General features: G+C 69.2%; 17 protein-coding genes. 5 read left to right on the forward strand and 12 right to left on the reverse strand.

The window, feature by feature from the left end; translation table 11 throughout:
* Positions 1-18: 18 nt before the first annotated feature.
* The 5 genes from RIN18_RS12315 to RIN18_RS12335 form a co-directional block, all read right to left on the reverse strand.
* Complete coding sequence (locus RIN18_RS12315) at positions 19-714, reverse strand: response regulator transcription factor (RefSeq protein ID WP_309104272.1); 696 nt, start codon at positions 712-714, stop codon at positions 19-21.
* The gene (locus RIN18_RS12320) at positions 711-1988 is read right to left on the reverse strand and encodes a histidine kinase (RefSeq protein WP_309104273.1); all 1278 of its coding nucleotides are present in this window, start codon (positions 1986-1988) and stop codon (positions 711-713) included. The genes RIN18_RS12315 and RIN18_RS12320 overlap by 4 nt, the downstream gene beginning before the upstream one ends.
* 10 nt (positions 1989-1998) lie before the next feature.
* Positions 1999-2811, reverse strand: coding sequence for an ABC transporter permease (locus RIN18_RS12325; protein WP_309104274.1), 813 nt, complete (start codon positions 2809-2811; stop codon positions 1999-2001).
* Positions 2808-3719: an ATP-binding cassette domain-containing protein gene (locus RIN18_RS12330; RefSeq protein WP_309104275.1), complete on the reverse strand. Its 912-nt coding sequence runs from the start codon at positions 3717-3719 to the stop codon at positions 2808-2810. Before RIN18_RS12330 ends, RIN18_RS12325 begins: the two co-directional genes overlap by 4 nt.
* 92 nt (positions 3720-3811) lie before the next feature.
* Positions 3812-4438, reverse strand: coding sequence for an SOS response-associated peptidase family protein (locus tag RIN18_RS12335; RefSeq protein ID WP_309104276.1), 627 nt, complete (start codon positions 4436-4438; stop codon positions 3812-3814).
* Positions 4439-4505: 67 nt separating this feature from the next.
* On the opposite strand from RIN18_RS12335, the gene RIN18_RS12340 reads away from it, so the two are divergent.
* Complete coding sequence (locus RIN18_RS12340) at positions 4506-5450, forward strand: DMT family transporter (protein WP_309104277.1); 945 nt, start codon at positions 4506-4508, stop codon at positions 5448-5450.
* A gap of 6 nt (positions 5451-5456) precedes the next feature.
* Here RIN18_RS12340 and RIN18_RS12345 read toward each other — a convergent pair whose 3' ends face one another.
* Both RIN18_RS12345 and msrB read right to left on the reverse strand, forming a co-directional pair.
* The gene (locus tag RIN18_RS12345) at positions 5457-6005 is read right to left on the reverse strand and encodes a nitroreductase family protein (protein WP_309104278.1); all 549 of its coding nucleotides are present in this window, start codon (positions 6003-6005) and stop codon (positions 5457-5459) included.
* Entirely contained in the window at positions 6002-6406 is a 405-nt protein-coding gene (msrB, locus tag RIN18_RS12350; protein WP_309104279.1) for a peptide-methionine (R)-S-oxide reductase MsrB, read from the reverse strand. The genes RIN18_RS12345 and msrB overlap by 4 nt, the downstream gene beginning before the upstream one ends.
* Before the next feature lie 72 nt (positions 6407-6478).
* Between msrB and RIN18_RS12355 the strand changes: the two genes are divergently transcribed.
* The 4 genes from RIN18_RS12355 to groL all read left to right on the forward strand — a co-directional run bounded on the left by RIN18_RS12355 (position 6479) and on the right by groL (position 10111).
* On the forward strand, positions 6479-7471 hold the full coding sequence (locus tag RIN18_RS12355; protein ID WP_309104280.1) for a DUF2332 domain-containing protein: 993 nt from the start codon (positions 6479-6481) through the stop codon (positions 7469-7471).
* 9 nt (positions 7472-7480) lie between these two features.
* The gene (locus tag RIN18_RS12360) at positions 7481-7738 is read left to right on the forward strand and encodes a DUF3263 domain-containing protein (RefSeq protein ID WP_309104281.1); all 258 of its coding nucleotides are present in this window, start codon (positions 7481-7483) and stop codon (positions 7736-7738) included.
* Between the two features lie 64 nt (positions 7739-7802).
* Positions 7803-8381 (forward strand): LytR C-terminal domain-containing protein, encoded by a 579-nt coding sequence (locus tag RIN18_RS12365; RefSeq protein WP_309104282.1) that lies wholly within the window; start codon positions 7803-7805, stop codon positions 8379-8381.
* Between the two features lie 110 nt (positions 8382-8491).
* On the forward strand, positions 8492-10111 hold the full coding sequence (gene groL / locus RIN18_RS12370) for a chaperonin GroEL (protein WP_309104283.1): 1620 nt from the start codon (positions 8492-8494) through the stop codon (positions 10109-10111).
* 82 nt (positions 10112-10193) lie between these two features.
* On the opposite strand, the gene RIN18_RS12375 is transcribed toward groL, so the two are convergent.
* The 5 genes from RIN18_RS12375 to RIN18_RS12395 all read right to left on the reverse strand — a co-directional run bounded on the left by RIN18_RS12375 (position 10194) and on the right by RIN18_RS12395 (position 16550).
* Positions 10194-10481, reverse strand: coding sequence for a WXG100 family type VII secretion target (locus RIN18_RS12375; RefSeq protein WP_309104284.1), 288 nt, complete (start codon positions 10479-10481; stop codon positions 10194-10196).
* A 150-nt stretch (positions 10482-10631) separates the two neighbouring features.
* Complete coding sequence (locus tag RIN18_RS12380; protein ID WP_309104285.1) at positions 10632-12311, reverse strand: HAMP domain-containing sensor histidine kinase; 1680 nt, start codon at positions 12309-12311, stop codon at positions 10632-10634.
* 35 nt (positions 12312-12346) lie between these two features.
* Positions 12347-13039, reverse strand: a complete 693-nt coding sequence (locus tag RIN18_RS12385) for a response regulator transcription factor (protein WP_309104286.1) — start codon at positions 13037-13039, stop codon at positions 12347-12349.
* A gap of 105 nt (positions 13040-13144) precedes the next feature.
* The gene (locus RIN18_RS12390; protein ID WP_309104287.1) at positions 13145-14785 is read right to left on the reverse strand and encodes a DNA repair helicase XPB; all 1641 of its coding nucleotides are present in this window, start codon (positions 14783-14785) and stop codon (positions 13145-13147) included.
* A gap of 64 nt (positions 14786-14849) precedes the next feature.
* Positions 14850-16550 carry a helicase-associated domain-containing protein gene (locus RIN18_RS12395; RefSeq protein WP_309104288.1) on the reverse strand — a complete coding sequence of 567 codons (1701 nt, stop codon included), beginning with the start codon at positions 16548-16550 and terminating at the stop codon, positions 14850-14852.

Raw genomic sequence — 16550 nt, forward strand, 5'->3', positions numbered from 1 at the left:
CGTCCGGCCCGACCAGGATCACCTGGTCGGTGACGACGAACCACCGCCGACGAGACCGAGCCGGTGCGCGAGGATCACCGCATGGATGCGGTCGCGCGCTCCGATCTTCATCAGCACGCGCCCGACATGCGTCTTCACCGTCGATTCGCTGACGTAGAGGTGCTGGCCGATCTCAGCGTTCGTCAGGCCGCGGCCGATGGCGAGGAACACATCGCGCTCCCGTTCCGTGAGTGCCGCGGTGATGGTGGCCTCTTCGGCGTCCGTTGCTGACGGCGTCGCTCCGAGGTGGGGCGCGACGTGCTCGAGCAGCGCACGTGTGATGCGAGGGGAGAGCGCGGCATCGCCGCGGTGCACCGCGCGGATGGCCGAGATCATCTCGTGTCGTTGCGCGTCTTTCAACAAAAACCCGCTGGCACCTGCGCGGATCGCCCCGAATGCGTACTCGTCGAGATCGAAGGTCGTCAGCACGAGCACCCGGGTCCGCGGGTGCTCGCGCACGATCGCCTCCGTGGCGGCGATGCCGTCGAGCCCCGGCATCCGGATGTCCATCAGCACGATGTCCGGCGTCGTCGCGGCCGTCTGACTGATCGCCGCACGACCGTCGCCCGCCTCACCGACCACGACGATGTCGCTCTCGGCCTCGAGCACCATCCGGAATCCCAGCCGGATGAGCTCCTGGTCGTCGACGAGCAGGACGCGGATGGTCTCGGTCATGGCAGGGTCTCCTTCAACTCATCCGCCGGGCGGTGGCCGGGTCCGCCGGTGGGAAGCTCGGCATGCAGCAGCCACCGGCCGCCCTCGGCCGGTCCGGCGCTCAGCGAGCCGCCCACGTGGGCTGCTCGCTCTCTCAAGCCGCGCAGGCCGAAGCCCGCGGTTCCCGTGGGGCCGGTCGCTGCGTCGTTGATGATCTCGATGGAGACGGATTCCGGCGCGTAGTCCAGCCGCACCGCGATGGTCGTCGCGGTCGGGGCATGCCGCATCGCGTTCGTCACGCCTTCCTGCACGATTCTGCCGACGGCGTGGCGGACGACGGGAGAGAGGTCGGCGTGGCCGGTGACGGTCAGCACCGCGGGGTAGCCGGCGCGTTGCGCCGTCTCGACGGTGTCGCGCGGAGAGGCGGGCTCCAGCGGCGCGAGGGGCAGCGGCGAATCGTCGTCGCGCAGCACGCCCAGCATGGCGCGCATCTCGGCCAGGGCGCTGCGGGCGGCGGCCGCACTCGCGGTGGCCGCCGTGCGTGCTTTCTGCTGATCGGCGGTGGCTGCGGCTCCCTCCGAGAGAGCGACGATCACGGTCAGCGAATGTGAGACGATGTCGTGCATCTCGCGAGCGATGCGCGCCCGTTCCGCGGCGGCGGCGAGCTGCGCCTGCTGGTCTCTCTCCACCAAAAGCTGCCTGGAACGGTCGATCACCGCCTCGAGATAGCGCCGCCGGCCGCCGACGTTGACCCCGATCAGGGATCCGATCAGGCCGAGGACGGTCTCTCCGAGCACGGCGTTGGCGGCGATCTGGAATGTGATGGCTCCGCTGCGCTCCAGCGCGAAGGCGATGATCGTGAGCGAGACGATGCCGATGCCGAAGCCTCGCCAGCATGCCCGGGATGACCGGTAGACAGCGAGCGAATAGCTCGTCACCAGCAGCAGCGGCCCGCCGACGGCCACCCCGAACGCGAGGTACAGGACCGAGACGGCGAAGCCCGCGACGAACGCGGCGACCGGCCACTGCCGACGCCGGAGCAGCAGCGCGCATGCGACGACCACGACGACCGGCAGCAAGACCCGAGCCCCGATCGAGGCGACGTCCGCGCCGGACGCCCGTGGCGAGACGGTCGCCGCGGGAGTCAACGACAACAGCAGGCAGGTCAGGGCGATGAGCACGTCCGAGAAGACCGGATGCCGCGCCCAGAAGCGCCGGATCACGCCGGGCGGACGCGGCAGCCGCAGCTCCTCGTCCTCGCGGACGGAGTCGCTGCGGCTGTGCGGTTGCCTCACGCGCTCGACTTTACGCGTCGCGGGTGCGCAGCACGGCCCATGCCGACAGCATCCCCGCGCCCACCCAGCCGGCCAGCGTCAGGTACGCCACGGGCTCGTCCAGGCCCCAGCCGCTTTCGGGCATGATCGCGCTCTGCGCGGCCGACATCGGCAGGTACTGGCTGAGGTCCGCGATCCACGACCACGCCGGGTCGGGCGTGGCGAACAGGCTCGCGACGATCGGAAGCACGAACAGCAGGCCGACGGTCGCGGCGATCGCGCCCGCTCCGGAACGGAGGATGAATCCGAACGCGACGCCGATGAGGGCGAACACCGACATCGACAGCGAAGCCGCGAGCAGCGGGACGAACGATGCGGCCGGGTCGCCCCAGTCGATCGGCTGGTCCCTGCCCGCCATGATCGGCGAGGCGGCGAGAGCTGCGGCCAGGAAGATCAGGAACGAGGTGACGAACAGGAACACCGCCGTCATGAGCGCCTTGGCCGCGAGGACCGAACCGCGAACGGGATCGGCTGTGAGCGTGGAGCGGATCATGCCGGTCGAGTACTCGCCCGTGACGACGATGACCCCGAGAACACCGGCGAGCAGCATCGTGAACTGGATGGGGGAGACGGCCGCCCGGATCGCTCCGAAGTCAGGCGCGTTCACGGTCTGGGCGATGAGCAGCGCGATGCCGATCGTGATCAACGCGGTCACTCCGATCGACCACCAGGTGGAGCGGAGCGTGGCGAGCTTGATCCACTCTCCGCGCAGCGATCGCAGGAACGTGAGCCGGTGGGGCGTCACCGCCGTAGTGCGGCGGGCGGGTGCGGTGGCGGTGGTCATGAGATCTCCTTCGTGCGGTACTCCACCGAATCGCCGGTGAGGGCGAGGTAGGCGTCTTCGAGCGATCCGGTGATCGGCGTCAGCTCGTGCAGGGGGATCCCCTGCTCTGCGGCGATGTCGCCGATGCGGGATGCGGGCAGGCCGACGACGTCGACCGTCTCGGGGCTCGTGCTCACGATCTCGGTCGCGGGGCCGGCGACGGCCGAGACGAGATCGCTGAGGCGCGGGCTGCGCACCCGCACGGTCGTGGTCGTCCAGGCGCGCACGAGTTCTTCGAGCGGCGCGTCCGCGAGCACCTTGCCCCGACCCATCACGATGACGTGGTCGGCGGTCTGGGCCATCTCGCTCATCAGATGACTCGAGAGCAGCACCGTGCGCCCGTCGGCCGCGGCACGCCGGACGAACTGGCGCACCCAGCGCACACCCTCGGGGTCGAGCCCGTTCACCGGTTCGTCGAGGATCAGCGTGTGCGGGTCGCCGAGCAGGGCCGAGGCGATACCGAGCCGCTGCCCCATGCCGAGTGAGAACTTGCCCGCCCGCTTGCGGGCGACCGAGCCGATACCCGCGAGCTCGATCACCTCATCCACGCGGGAGAGCGGGATGCCGTGGGTCGCTGCCATTGCGCGCAGATGATTCCTGGCCGTGCGCCCGGTGTGCACCGCTTTGGCGTCCAGCAGCACCCCCACCTCGGTGAGCGGCGCGCGCAGGTGCCGGTACTCGCGACCGGCAACGGTCGCGCGGCCGGCCGTCGGTCGATCGAGACCCACGATCATGCGCATCGTCGTCGACTTCCCGGCACCGTTGGGCCCGAGGAACCCGGTCACCGTTCCCGGCTTCACCGTGAACGACACGTCCTGGACTGCTGTCTTGTCTCCGAACCTCTTGGTGAGGCCTTCCGCTGTGATCATGTCTCGACGCTACGGAGGAGCCGGCGTACCCCGCGTCCTCCCGCGGTACCGACTCCGGCCCCCGACATGGCACCGCCGGACGATCGATCCGGTCAGTCGCGCGCTCGAGCGCTGACGCGAGCGGCCACCTCATCCGACGCGATGATGGCCTCGTCGATGATCTCCCGCGTCGGCTCGGCGGTGAGCCAGTCGTGGCTGAGGGATGCGGGGATCAGCAGCGGCATCCGGTCGTGCAGCTCAGCCAGGTGATCAGGTGCCGGCCTCATCACGATCGAGTAGCAGGTGAACCACGCGCCGTCCGCGGCTCTGCCCCGCTGCGTCACGGCGGCCATGCCGAACAATGCCCCGTCGTCGACGAGGAACTCGTGCCAGATCCGTTGCGGCTTCTGCATCTCGTACCACCTGGTCGCCGGCACGATGGCGCGGGTCTTCAGCCCACCTGGACGGTCTTGCAGCCGCTCGGAACGCGTGTTGATGGAGGGGAACTTCGACGGCTCACCGCCGATCAGGAAGCCCCACCATGCCGGTTCGATCACCGGCGCCTCGTCGGGCTGGACGACGATGGGGTTGAGGTTGCGCAGATTCTTGCCGGTGGGACGCAGGGTTTCGCCCGCGTTCTGCTCCGCCCAGACACGCAGGCCCTCGAGGACGCTCTCGTCGGCGGCAGCGATGAACTCGGAGTCGGTGAACCGGGGATCAAGGCCATAGCTCGCGCACATGCCGCCAGCGTAGCCCCGGCTCCCGACATCCCGAAGCGCTTGCGTGGCCTCGGGTAGGGTCGAGGGAGTGACCGACAAGCGCCCCCTGTCCGCCCCCGCGGCCCTCGGCGGGGCCGTCGCCATCGGCGCGATGACGGCGATCCAGGCGCGGATCAACGGTGTTCTCGGAATGCGGATCGACGATGGCGTCCTCGCCGGGCTCATCTCGTTCGCCGTCGGCCTCGCGGCGCTTGCCGCGGTGATCCCATGGTTTCCGGCAGCCCGACGCGGAGCGTCGCGATTGTGGACCGGCATCCGGCGGCGGACGATTCCCGCCTGGATGCTGCTCGGCGGTGCCTGCGGTGCGGTGACCGTGTCGACGCAGGGCGTCACCGCCGGGGTGCTCGGCGTCTCGCTGTTCACCGTCGGCGTCGTGGCAGGGCAGACCCTGCATGGGCTGGTGCTGGACCGCATCGGCTTCGGTCCGGCCGGCGTCGTCGCCGTCACTCCCGGCCGTGTGCTCGGTGGCGCGCTCGCGCTGGCAGCCGTCGGGATCTCCCTGAGCGGCGACGTCCTCGCCACCGCACCGCTGTGGATGCTCCTGCTGCCCTTCGCCGCCGGCGTGGGCATCGCCTGGCAGGCTGCCACCAACGGCCGTCTCGCACAGCGGGTGGGGTCGCCGATCGCGGCCACCCTCACGAGTTTCATCGCCGGTACCGTCGCGCTGCTGCTGGCATCCGCCGTGAGTGTCGCGGTGCACGGGCTGCCCGCGGCACTGCCGTCGGAGCCGTGGCTGTACCTCGGCGGCTTCCTCGGATTCGCCTACATCCTGCTGGGTGCCGTGATCGTCGGGCACAGCGGCGTGCTGCTGCTCGGACTCGGCTCGGTGCTGGGGCAGCTGACCTGCTCCGTCATCATCGATCTGGTGTGGCCGGCGGCAGCGGGGCCCGCGCTCTGGCAGATCATCGCGATGGTCCTCGTGGCGGGGGCGTCCGTTGTCGTCGCTGTCGTCCCGCGACGTCGCCGCACGTGATCGGATTTACTTCTTCGTCTTCCTGGGCATGCGGGTGACGAGTTTGCGCGCGTCGACCGCCTTGCGGCGTCCCGGCCGTTTCCCGGAGGGCTTGCCGCCGACGTAGAGCCAGCCCAGCAGTTCCTCGTTCTTCGAAAGGCCGTGCGCCTTCGCCACGGGCTTGGAGCGGGTGTAGTGCCCGGTGCGCCAGATGACTCCCCAGCCGGCTTCGTCCAGCAGCAGGCTGAGCACGTGGGCGACGCCGGAGGCGACCGCCTCCTGCTCCCACCGCGGCACCTTCTCGCTCTTCCGATATGCCGCGACGACGGCGATGAGCAGCGGCGCGCGCAACGGCTTCGACGACGGCGACGTGTCGCCCTGTGCCTTGGCGATCGCGGTTCCGAGCACCTCGCGGTCCGCCCCGCGCATCTCGATCAGTCGCCATGGCTGAAGCGACGAGTGATCGGCGACGCGTCCGGCTGCGGCGACGAGGGTCAGCAGCTCCTCGTGGGTCGGAGCGTCGTCGGTGACCTTGGACCAGGACTGCCGCGCCCGGACGGCGTCCAGCGCGCTCACGACTCGTCTGGCGTGAAGTTCAGCGCGATCGAGTTCATGCAGTAGCGGTCTCCGGTCGGGGTGCCGAACCCGTCGGGGAAGACGTGGCCGAGGTGGGAGCCGCAGTTCGCGCAGCGCACCTCGGTGCGCACCATCCCGAGGGTCGTGTCCTCGATGAGCTCGACCGCCTCGGGCCTGATGGACTCATAGAAGCTCGGCCAGCCGCAGCCGGAATCGAATTTCGTCCCGCTCTTGAACAGCTCCGCGTCGCATGCGCCGCAGGTGTAGAGCCCGCCGCGCTCCTCATCCAGCAGCTCACCGGTCCAGGCGCGCTCGGTCGCGGCCTGGCGCAGCACGGCGTACTGCTCGTCGCCGAGTTCTCGGCGCCACTCGTCTTCCGTCTTGTTCACGCTGTACGTCATGCGTCCTCCTCGTTCACCTCCATTGTCTCGCGTCTCGGAGGCAGAGCGCGCGCGCCGAGGGAGAATGGGCACATGACGGATGCTGTGCGCGAGCGCTACGCGCGCTTCGCGCGGGAGGAGGCACCCGGACGAAGCGAGGAGTACCGGGAATGGGCCGCGGGCGTCGCATCGGATGCTGATGTGAGCGCCGTCCTCGCCCGCATCCCTGAGACCCACCGGCAGCCGCCGCTCGTGTTCGCGGTCACCCGGATGCTGGGTGCCGATCCCTCGGGATACGCGACGTGGCGCGCGTTCGTGCTCGCGCACGACGATGACATCGTCGCCGAGTGCACGGCGCGGCGCGTGCAGACGAACGAGCCGCTGCGGCTCTCCCCGCTCCTGCCCGCGCTGTCGGAGATCCCGGGTCCTCTCGCGCTCCTCGAGATCGGAGCCTCCGCCGGCCTGTGCCTCTACCCGGACCGGTACTCCTTCCGCTTCTGGGCCGAAGACGGCTCGCTGCGTGCAGCGCTCGATCCCGAGGCAGGCATCTCGTCCGTGGTGCTGGACAGTGTCGTGCGCGGCGAGCTGCCGCCGATGCGCATACCGGAGGTGGTCTGGCGCGCTGGCATCGATCTCGCCCCGCTCGACGCACGCGACGAGCGCGATCGGCGATGGCTGCGCGGATTGGTCTGGCCCGGTGAAGCAGGACGGGAGGAGCGGATCACGGCGGCGCTCGATGTGGCGGCATCCGAACCGCCTCAACTCGTCGAGGGGGATGCGCTGAGGATGCTGTCGACGCTCGCCGGCCACGCGCCGGACGCAGCGACGCTGGTGATCACCACCCCCGGAGTGCTCGTCCACATCCCGCGAGCGGAGCGGCTCGCACTGGTCGAGGAGATCCGTCGGCTCCCGGCGCGATGGGTCACCATCGATCCGCCCGGCATCCTCGACATCTGGTCGCCGCACGTGAATGCCGGAGCGGCACAGGGCTTCGTCGTGGCTCTCGACGGCCGAGTGCGGGCCCGGGCTGATCCATTGGGGCGATGGTGGGAGTGGCGAACGGAGGATCGCCCCGGAGCGCTCTAGCCTGGACGCATGCTCGGAGATCTCACGGAGCGCGACCGCTCGATCCTCGCGGTCGAGGCGGCGTGGCCGCGACACGGCGGGGCGAAGGAGGAGATCATCCGCGCGCAGCTGGGAATGAGCGCTGCCCGCTACTACCAGCTACTGGGTCGCCTCATCGATTCGGACGTCGCGCTGGAGTATGACCCGATGCTGGTGGGTCGCCTGCGCCGCATCCGGGATTCGCGCGCCGCCCGCCGAGCGGCGCGCGTGCCGGGCTTCGTCAGCTGAACCGGTGGCACGCGCAGCCGCACGCGGTGCGGATTCGACAGACGCGTGCCGCTAGCATCGAGGGGTGTCCAAACCCACTCGCGACCGCTTTGATGACGTCCCTCGTTCGTCCGGACGCGTAGGGGCGCATCGCGCGGAAGCCCCCGGGATGAACGGCTGGGTCGTCCTGCTGTGGTCGTTCGTCGCAGCCCTCGTGCTGATCATCGGAGGAATCTTCGCGTCTCTCGTCGTGATGGGCCGGATCACCCTCTTCCCGGAAGCGGTGCCGACGGTGGCGCCGACGCCGGAGGAGACCGGTGTGCTCGACACGGCGTACTCCGTGATGATCCTGAATGCGACTCCGGACGAGGGGCTCGACGCCCAAATGCGCGACACGCTGCTCAACAACGGATGGTCGGCCGACAACGTGTTCGCCAGCGACAGCGGCAGTCAGGACTTCGCCATGACCACCGTGTACTACCTCGCTGACGACGACGAGCTCGCCGCGATCGGCCTCGCCCGCCTCATCGGCGGCGCCGAGGTGCAGCAGAGCGACTTCTATGCCGACATGAACACCACCGACGGCAAGCAGCTCACGGTCGTGGTCGGACTCGACCGCTCGACGACGGCGCCCGAGACGCCCGCTGAGACTCCCGCGGAATAGCGTCCTCCACGCGGCTTGCACTCGAAGGGGTCGAGTGCCAGAATGGCGTTAGCACTCTCTCAGTCTGAGTGCTAAATCAACGTCTACGTCCAGGAGGGACGACAAAACTCATGGCAAAGATCATCGCTTTCGATGAGGAGGCCCGCCGCGGCCTCGAGCGTGGCCTGAACATCCTCGCCGACGCTGTCAAGGTGACCCTCGGCCCGCGCGGTCGCAACGTCGTGCTCGAGAAGAAGTGGGGCGCCCCCACGATCACGAACGACGGTGTGTCGATCGCCAAGGAGATCGAGCTGGACGACCCGTACGAGAAGATCGGCGCGGAGCTCGTCAAGGAGGTCGCCAAGAAGACCGATGACGTCGCCGGTGACGGAACCACCACCGCGACCGTCCTCGCTCAGGCACTCGTCCGCGAGGGCCTTCGCAACGTCGCAGCCGGCGCCGACCCGATCTCGCTCAAGCGCGGCATCGAGAAGGCCGTCGCCGCGATCACCGAGGAGCTGCTCTCCAGCGCCAAGGAGATCGAGTCCAAGGAGCAGATCGCGGCCACCGCATCGATCTCCGCCGCCGATCCCGCGATCGGCGAGCTCATCGCCGAGGCGATCGACAAGGTCGGCAAGGAGGGTGTGGTCACCGTCGAGGAGTCGCAGACCTTCGGCACCGAGCTCGAGCTCACCGAGGGCATGCGCTTCGACAAGGGCTACCTGAACCCCTACTTCGTCACGGACCCGGAGCGCCAGGAGGCGGTCTTCGAGGACGCGTACATCCTCATCGCGAACCAGAAGATCTCGAACATCAAGGATCTCCTGCCGATCGTCGACAAGGTGATCCAGGACGGCAAGGAGCTCGTCATCATCGCCGAGGACGTCGAGGGCGAAGCTCTCGCGACCCTGGTGCTGAACAAGCTCAAGGGCATCTTCAAGTCCGTCGCCGTCAAGGCTCCGGGCTTCGGCGACCGCCGCAAGGCTCAGCTGCAGGACATCGCGATCCTCACTGGCGGACAGGTCATCACCGAAGAGGTCGGCCTGAAGCTCGAGAACGCGACGCTCGACCTGCTCGGCCGTGCACGCAAGGTCATCGTCACCAAGGACGAGACCACGATCGTCGAGGGCGCGGGTGAGGCGGACCAGATCGAGGGTCGCGTGACCCAGATCCGCCGCGAGATCGAGAACACCGACAGCGACTACGACCGCGAGAAGCTGCAGGAGCGCCTGGCAAAGCTCGCCGGTGGCGTCGCCGTCATCAAGGCGGGAGCTGCGACCGAGGTCGAGCTCAAGGAGCGCAAGCACCGCATCGAGGACGCCGTCCGCAACGCGAAGGCGGCCGTCGAGGAGGGCATCGTCCCCGGTGGTGGCGTCGCGCTCATCCAGGCCGGCACCAAGGCGCTGGCAGGTCTCGAGCTGACGGGAGACGAGGCCACCGGTGCGAACATCGTCCGCGTCGCCATCGAAGCCCCGCTCAAGCAGATCGCGATGAACGCCGGCCTCGAGCCGGGCGTGGTCGCGAACAAGGTCGCAGAGCTCCCGACCGGTCACGGCCTCAACGCCGCGACCGGCGAGTACGGCGACCTCTTCGCACAGGGCATCATCGACCCCGCGAAGGTGACCCGCTCGGCGCTGCAGAACGCAGCCTCGATCGCCGGTCTCTTCCTCACCACGGAGGTCGTCGTGGCAGACAAGCCCGAGAAGGCGCCCGCTCCCATGGGTGACCCGTCGGGTGGCATGGACTTCTGAGTCCTGCTCGCTGCACGGAGACGCCCCGGCCTCGGCCGGGGCGTCTCTGCGTTTGCGGGGGAAGGGCGGAACGTCCCGGTCGTCAGCGGAACAGGCTCGCCGAGTACTGGTCTGCGTCGGCGTACTGCATTGCGGCCGAACCGAGCGAGGTGCCGATCGACTCGAGCACCTGCTCGACGTGCAGCTGCGCTCCGCGCCACTGCTCGGCGCAGACCTGGAATGCGGCCGATGCACCACCGGTCCAGGTCGACTGCAGTTGCGTCAGCTGCCCCATCAGGGTGGCCGACTCGTTCTGCAGTCGCGCCATCGTCGCATGGGCCGCACCGTGTGCGGCCTGTACCGCGTCGGTGTCGACGGTGAAGACGGACATGGGATCTCCTCTCGTTGGAGTTCCGAACCTATTCGCGCAGGGTGCGTCCCGCGGGCAGCCGACCGCCGATCACGCACGCGCTGTGCACAACGAGTGAGAACGACCGGTGTGCAGGGGGAGTGAGCAGCCGAAGCAGCGGGAGGGCTTGAGCTAGAGCTCGAGCCGGTCGAGCGGTTGTGTGTCCTCGAGGAGGTGCTCCGGGATGGCACGCGAGGGCGCGAGCGGCAGGGTGACGGTGAATGTCGCGCCCCCGCCGTCGGTGTCGGACACCGTCACGGAGCCGTGCAGTGCCTTGACGATCGACGAGACGATCGCGAGCCCGAGTCCTGACCCGCCCGTCTCCCTGGCGCGGGACGTGTCAGCGCGCCAGAACCGCTCGAAGATCTGGTCACGGATCTGCGGAGGGATGCCCTCGCCGTGGTCGACGACCGCGATGCTCCCGGTGCCCTTGACGCGGTCGGTGTCGACGACGATCTCGATGGGACTGTCTTCGGCAGAGAACCGCCGGGCGTTGCCGAGCAGATTCGTCACCACCTGGCGCACCTTGTTCTCCTCGCCCAGGACGATCGGCGGCGTACGCACCGGGATGTCCGTCGCCTCGGTGAAATCGATCTCCGGCGCGCTCCCCGCTGGTGGCTTCGGGCGTCGGCGCAGACGGGCGAGCGTCGCGCCGGCGAGCCCGCGCGGTGCCGGAGGCTGAGCGACCGGGACGGTGATCGTGTAGGTGGGAGTCGCCGACGCCGCCGCAGCTGTCAGGTCGATGACCGTGACGGTGCGCCGGGGGGATGCCGCGCGCACGTCGAGGGCGGCATCGCGGGCGATCGGGCGGAGATCGAGCGCCTCGATCTCGGGCTCGCGCTCCTCGTCCAGGCGAGCGAGAGCCAGGAGATCCTCGACGAGGACGCCCATCCGGATCGCCTCCTTCTCGATGCGCTCCATCGCGCGCGCGGTGTCCTCTTCACCGCGGATCGCACCCATCCGATACAGCTCCGCGTAGCCGCGCACGCTCACCAGGGGGGTTCGCAGTTCGTGGCTGGCGTCGCCGATGAACCGCCTCATGTGCTGAACGGTCCGGTCGCGCTGCGCGAGCGAGGCGTCCACCCGGTCGAGCATTGTGTTGATCGCGGCGTTGAGACGGCCGACCTCGGTCGTCGGTTCGAGGTCCGTGAGGCGCTGACTGAAGTCGCCGGCCGCGATCGACATGGCCGTCGACTCCACCTGCCCGAGACGGCGGAAGGTGAGCGTCACGAGCCCTCGAGTGAGAAGCGCCGCGATGAGGATGGTCACGAGGGCGACCGTCGTGTAGATGCCGAAGTACTGCCCGATGATCCGGTCGGCCTCGTCCAGCGGCATGGCGACGAACTGGACGCGGAGCGCCCCGTCGTCGTCCGACACCACGGCGACCGCGGCCCGGAAGGACGAGCCGTCCTCGCCGCTCAGGGACATCATCCGGTCCTCGTTCGCTTTGCCCCGCTGCAGAGAGTACTGCGAGGGGAAGTTCGGCCGCGGGCCGCTGACGGCGGTCGCCGTCAGCCGTCCGGTCGCGTCGTACACCGCGAACGAGAAGTCGCGAGGTGTGTCGCGTTGCGTGTAGCTCGTCACCCCGTCCTCGGTCGTGACGTCGAAATAGCGGCCGGTCAGGTCGCTGGACACCAGAGACGGCAGCTGGGACTCGATGTTCGTGATGAGTGCCGAGCGCAGGATCGGCACGGTGCCGAGGCCCGCGAGGAGCAGGCCGAGCGCCAGCACGGCGACGGTGACACCGGTGACCTTGGCCCGCAGGCTCGTGCGGCGCCATCCACGGGTGACTGCATCGGGCTTGTGCGTCATGCGGTCCTCCCGTGTCAGGCGTCGAGAGAGGACGATCAGGCGGACTTGCCGACCTTCAGCATGTAGCCGAACCCGCGCTTGGTCTGGATGAGCGACTCCTCGGTGTGCGGGTCGATCTTGCGCCGCAGGTAGGAAATGTAGCTCTCCACGATGCCGGCATCGCCGTTGAAGTCGTACTCCCAGACATGGTCGAGGATCTGCGCCTTGGACAGTACCCGGTTGGGATTGAGCATGAGGTAGCGCAGCAGCTTGAACTCGGTCGGGCTCAGCTCGATCGACTCGTTGCCGACGCGCACGTCGTGCGTGTCCTGATCCATCGAGAGTTCGCCGGCGCGGATGATCGACTCCTCGTCGGCCTGCATCGTGCGCCGCAGGATCGCCTGCGCGCGTGCGACGATCTCGTCGAGGCTGAACGGCTTGGTGACATAGTCGTCGCCGCCCGCGTTGAGGCCCTCGATCTTGTCGTCGGTGCCGTCTTTGGCGGTGAGGAAGAGGATGGGCGCGGTGAAGCCGGCACCGCGGAGGCGCTTGGTGACGCTGAAACCGTTCATGTCCGGCAGCATCACATCGAGGATGATGAGATCAGGCTCCTCCTCCAGCACCGCCGAGATCGTGGCGGCGCCGTTCGCGACGGTCTTCACCGAGAATCCCGCGAAGGTCAGTCCCGTGGAGAGAAGGTCGCGGATGTTGGGTTCGTCGTCGACGACCAGGATGCGCGCTGCAGTCATGTCCCCATTATGGTGACTTCCGCGATGCACATGCTGATTATCTGCGGAGCGGCGGTTCCGCGGTGCACCGGCACCGCCCATCCCGGCCGCGGACGGTCGCCTGCCTCAGGCGGCCAGGGCGTCGGCGTCGAGGATCGTGTAGCTGTAGCCCTGTTCGGCGAGGAAGCGCTGACGATTCTGCGCGTAATCCTGATCCACCGTGTCGCGGGCGACGAGCGTGTAGAAGCTCGCGGTGTGCCCGGACTGCTTGGGCCGCAGCAGCCGGCCGAGACGCTGAGCCTCTTCCTGGCGCGATCCGAAGGACCCGGACACCTGGATGGCGACGGATGCCTCGGGCAGGTCGATCGAGAAGTTCGCGACCTTCGACACCACGAGCAGCGAGATCTCGCCCTCCCGGAACCTGCGGTAGAGCTCCTCACGCTCATCGATCGGGGTCGCGCCGGTGATCGACGGTGCGTCCAGCGCGTTCGACAGCGTCTCGAGCTGGTCGAGGTACTGTCCGATGACGAGGATGCGCTCGCCCGGGTGTTTCGCGATCAGCTCGCGTACCGCGTCGATCTTCGCCGGAGCGGACGCTGCCAGGCGATAGCGCTCGTCGTCGGTGGCCGCCGCGTACTCCAGCCGTTCGCTCGGCGGCAGATCCACCCTGACCTCGTAGCAGGCGGCGGGGGAGATGAATCCCTGTGCCTCGATCTGCTTCCATGGGGCATCGAAGCGCTTGGGGCCGATGAGGCTGAACACGTCGCCCTCGCGACCGTCCTCGCGCACGAGGGTGGCAGTGAGTCCGACCCGGCGGCGCGCCTGCAGATCGGCGGTCAGCTTGAAGACGGGCGCCGGCAGCAGGTGGACCTCGTCGTAGACGATGAGTCCCCAGTCCATGGCATCCAGCAGCGCCAGATGCGCATATTCACCCTTCCGCTTGGCGGTGAGGATCTGGTAGGTCGCGATGGTGACCGGCTTGACCTCCTTCGCCTGGCCGGAGTACTCCCCGATCTCTTCAGGGGTGAGGCTCGTGCGACGCAGCAACTCGTCGCGCCACTGACGCGCCGACACCGTGTTCGTGACGAGGATGAGCGTGGTCGTCTTCGTCGCTGCCATCGCTCCGGCGCCGACGATCGTCTTGCCCGCGCCGCAGGGCAGCACCACGACGCCCGATCCGTCCCTGCTGAAGGCGTCGACGGCATCCTGCTGGTAGGGGCGGATGTGCCAGCCGTCCTCGGCGAGTTCGATCGGATGCGGGGTGCCCGGCGTGTAGCCGGCGAGGTCTTCCGCGGGCCAGCCGATCTTCAGCAGCTCCTGCTTGATCTGCCCGCGCGCCCACGCATCGACGACGAAGGTCTCGGGGGTGGGGTGGCCGATGAGCAGAGGCTGGATGCGCTTGTTCCCGGCGACCTGGGTCAGGACGGCGGGGTCGGAAGACCGCAGCACGAGTGTGCCCTCCGCATCGCGCTCGATCACGAGCCGGCCGTACCGGTTCACCGTCTCGCGCAGATCCACGGCCACGGACGGCGGTACCGGAAAGCGCGACCAGCGGTCGAGGGTCTCCAGCATGTCGTCGGCGGTATGGCCTGCGGCTCGCGCGTTCCACAGGCCCAGCCGCGTGATCCGGTAGGTGTGGATGTGTTCGGGGGCACGCTCCAGTTCCGCGAAGATCGCCAGCTCGTGGCGGGCGCTCTCGGCATCGGCATGGGCGACTTCGAGCAGCACGGTGCGATCGCTCTGGACGATCAGGGGGCCATCAGACATAGCTGACCAGTCTATCCGGCGCAGACGGCACGGGATCGGAGATGCCCGCGTCGCTGCGCATTCATCACTCGACGACGACCGCCGCGCGGATGCTGGACACCGGCAGCGTTCGCTCGACGTCGGCCGCCCGATCCCGCCCGCGGAGTCGTCCGCCACCCAGCCCCGTCGCTTCGAGCAACAGCTCACGCGTCGAGCCATCCGGCATGCCGACCGTGACCTGCAGCACCGCCTTCGCGCGCACCGCGGCCTCGAGCTCCCGGTCGAGCCACGCCGCATCGGCATCGGGTCCCTGCTGCGACCGGAGCCGGGCGATGAGCGCGGTGTGATCGGGGGCGGCGGCGACCGGTGAGGGCTCTTGCGGGTGCCGGTCCGCCGGAACGACCGAGCCGTCCGCATCGACCAGTGTCGCCGGATAGCGTGCATCCGTCAGCGCCCAGTAGACCGTGTCGCGCCCGACACGAGAGGTCAGCGAGCCTCCGTGCCGGCTCAGCGCGAGCGGTCGCAGCGTCTGATCGACGGCCAGCGCGTCGATCAGGTGCGGATCGACGCTGTCGATGCGCGCTCGCCCCGTCTCCGGATCGCCGGACACCCTCACCAGCCCATGGCGCTGTGCGGTCTGGGAGATGAGGTAGCTCAAGGGCTGGGGGATGCCGGTGAGCGACAGCGAGCGCAGGAACTCCGTGATCGACTCCTCGGTCTCGCCCGCGACGAGCGCATGGGCCACCGACTCGGCGGTGAAACGGTACGACGACGCCTGAGCGGCGGACTCCCGCGTCGCGATCCTGCGCAATCGGACGTCGAGGGCGGGAGCGAGCGGGCCCGGCGCGATCGCGCTCAGATCGTTCTGCAGGAAGATGCGGTCGACCTCTGCCGGAAGCATGCGCGTGAGCGCACCGGAATCCACGGCCCCGTGTTCGCGGAGTGGAACCGCCCAGTCCGGCTCGCCGCCGTCATCCGTGATCAAGCCGAGCAGCCGCGCCCGCTCCATGAGTGCGGCACTGCGCTCCGGCCAGGCGGGATCCCACGGATGCGCGTCGGGCCAGAGTGCAAGCTCGGGCCAGCCGCCGCCGTCCGTGCGCAGGCCCCGTGGCAGCGTCGCCCGGAAGCTCGTCACCAGTCGCTCCCAGCGTGCCCCGACCCCTGCGTGCAGCCAGCCCTCCGCGTCACTCGAGACACGAAGCCGACGAACTGCGGTGCTGATGAGACCGGCATCGCCGGCGATGGCGAGGAGCGCATCGATCGATTCGGCGGGTACCCCGGATTCGGCCAGCAGCCGCTTCTCGCCCGCACTGATCCCGCCGCTGGCGAGAAGGGCGAGCGGATTCTCGCGGGCGTGGAGCAGGAGGTCCGCCAGCGAGGCGACCGTGGTGAAGGCGCGCTCGGCCGCGTGGGCCGCGGCCTCCGCGGTGGCCGGCCGGTGTCCCGTTCCGCCCGGGCGAGCTTCGACGTGGCGGCCGGCGACAGCCGCCGCCACCGGCGGGTACGGCGAGCCGTCCGGTCGAAGCAGTGCCAGAGCCGTCAACGCCGCGCGTTCGGTTCCCGCATCGCCGCCGCCGGCCGCCCGCAGCAGAGCCGCGGCCTCGTCGCGGGTGAGGCGAGGCAGGATCCGTGCCAACGACACGGGTTCGAGGAGCGACTCGGCGGCGTCGAAGAAGTCATGCCACGCGGCATCCGCTCGGACGCCCCGGGCGGAGAGCAGCGCGGCCAGTTGTGCATCGCTCGCTGCAGACAGCCAATCGGCCAGCGGGCGTGCGTGAGTGCTCAT

Origin of the sequence: Microbacterium sp., from assembly GCF_031179285.1 — a bacterium.
Classification (GTDB): domain Bacteria; phylum Actinomycetota; class Actinomycetes; order Actinomycetales; family Microbacteriaceae; genus Microbacterium.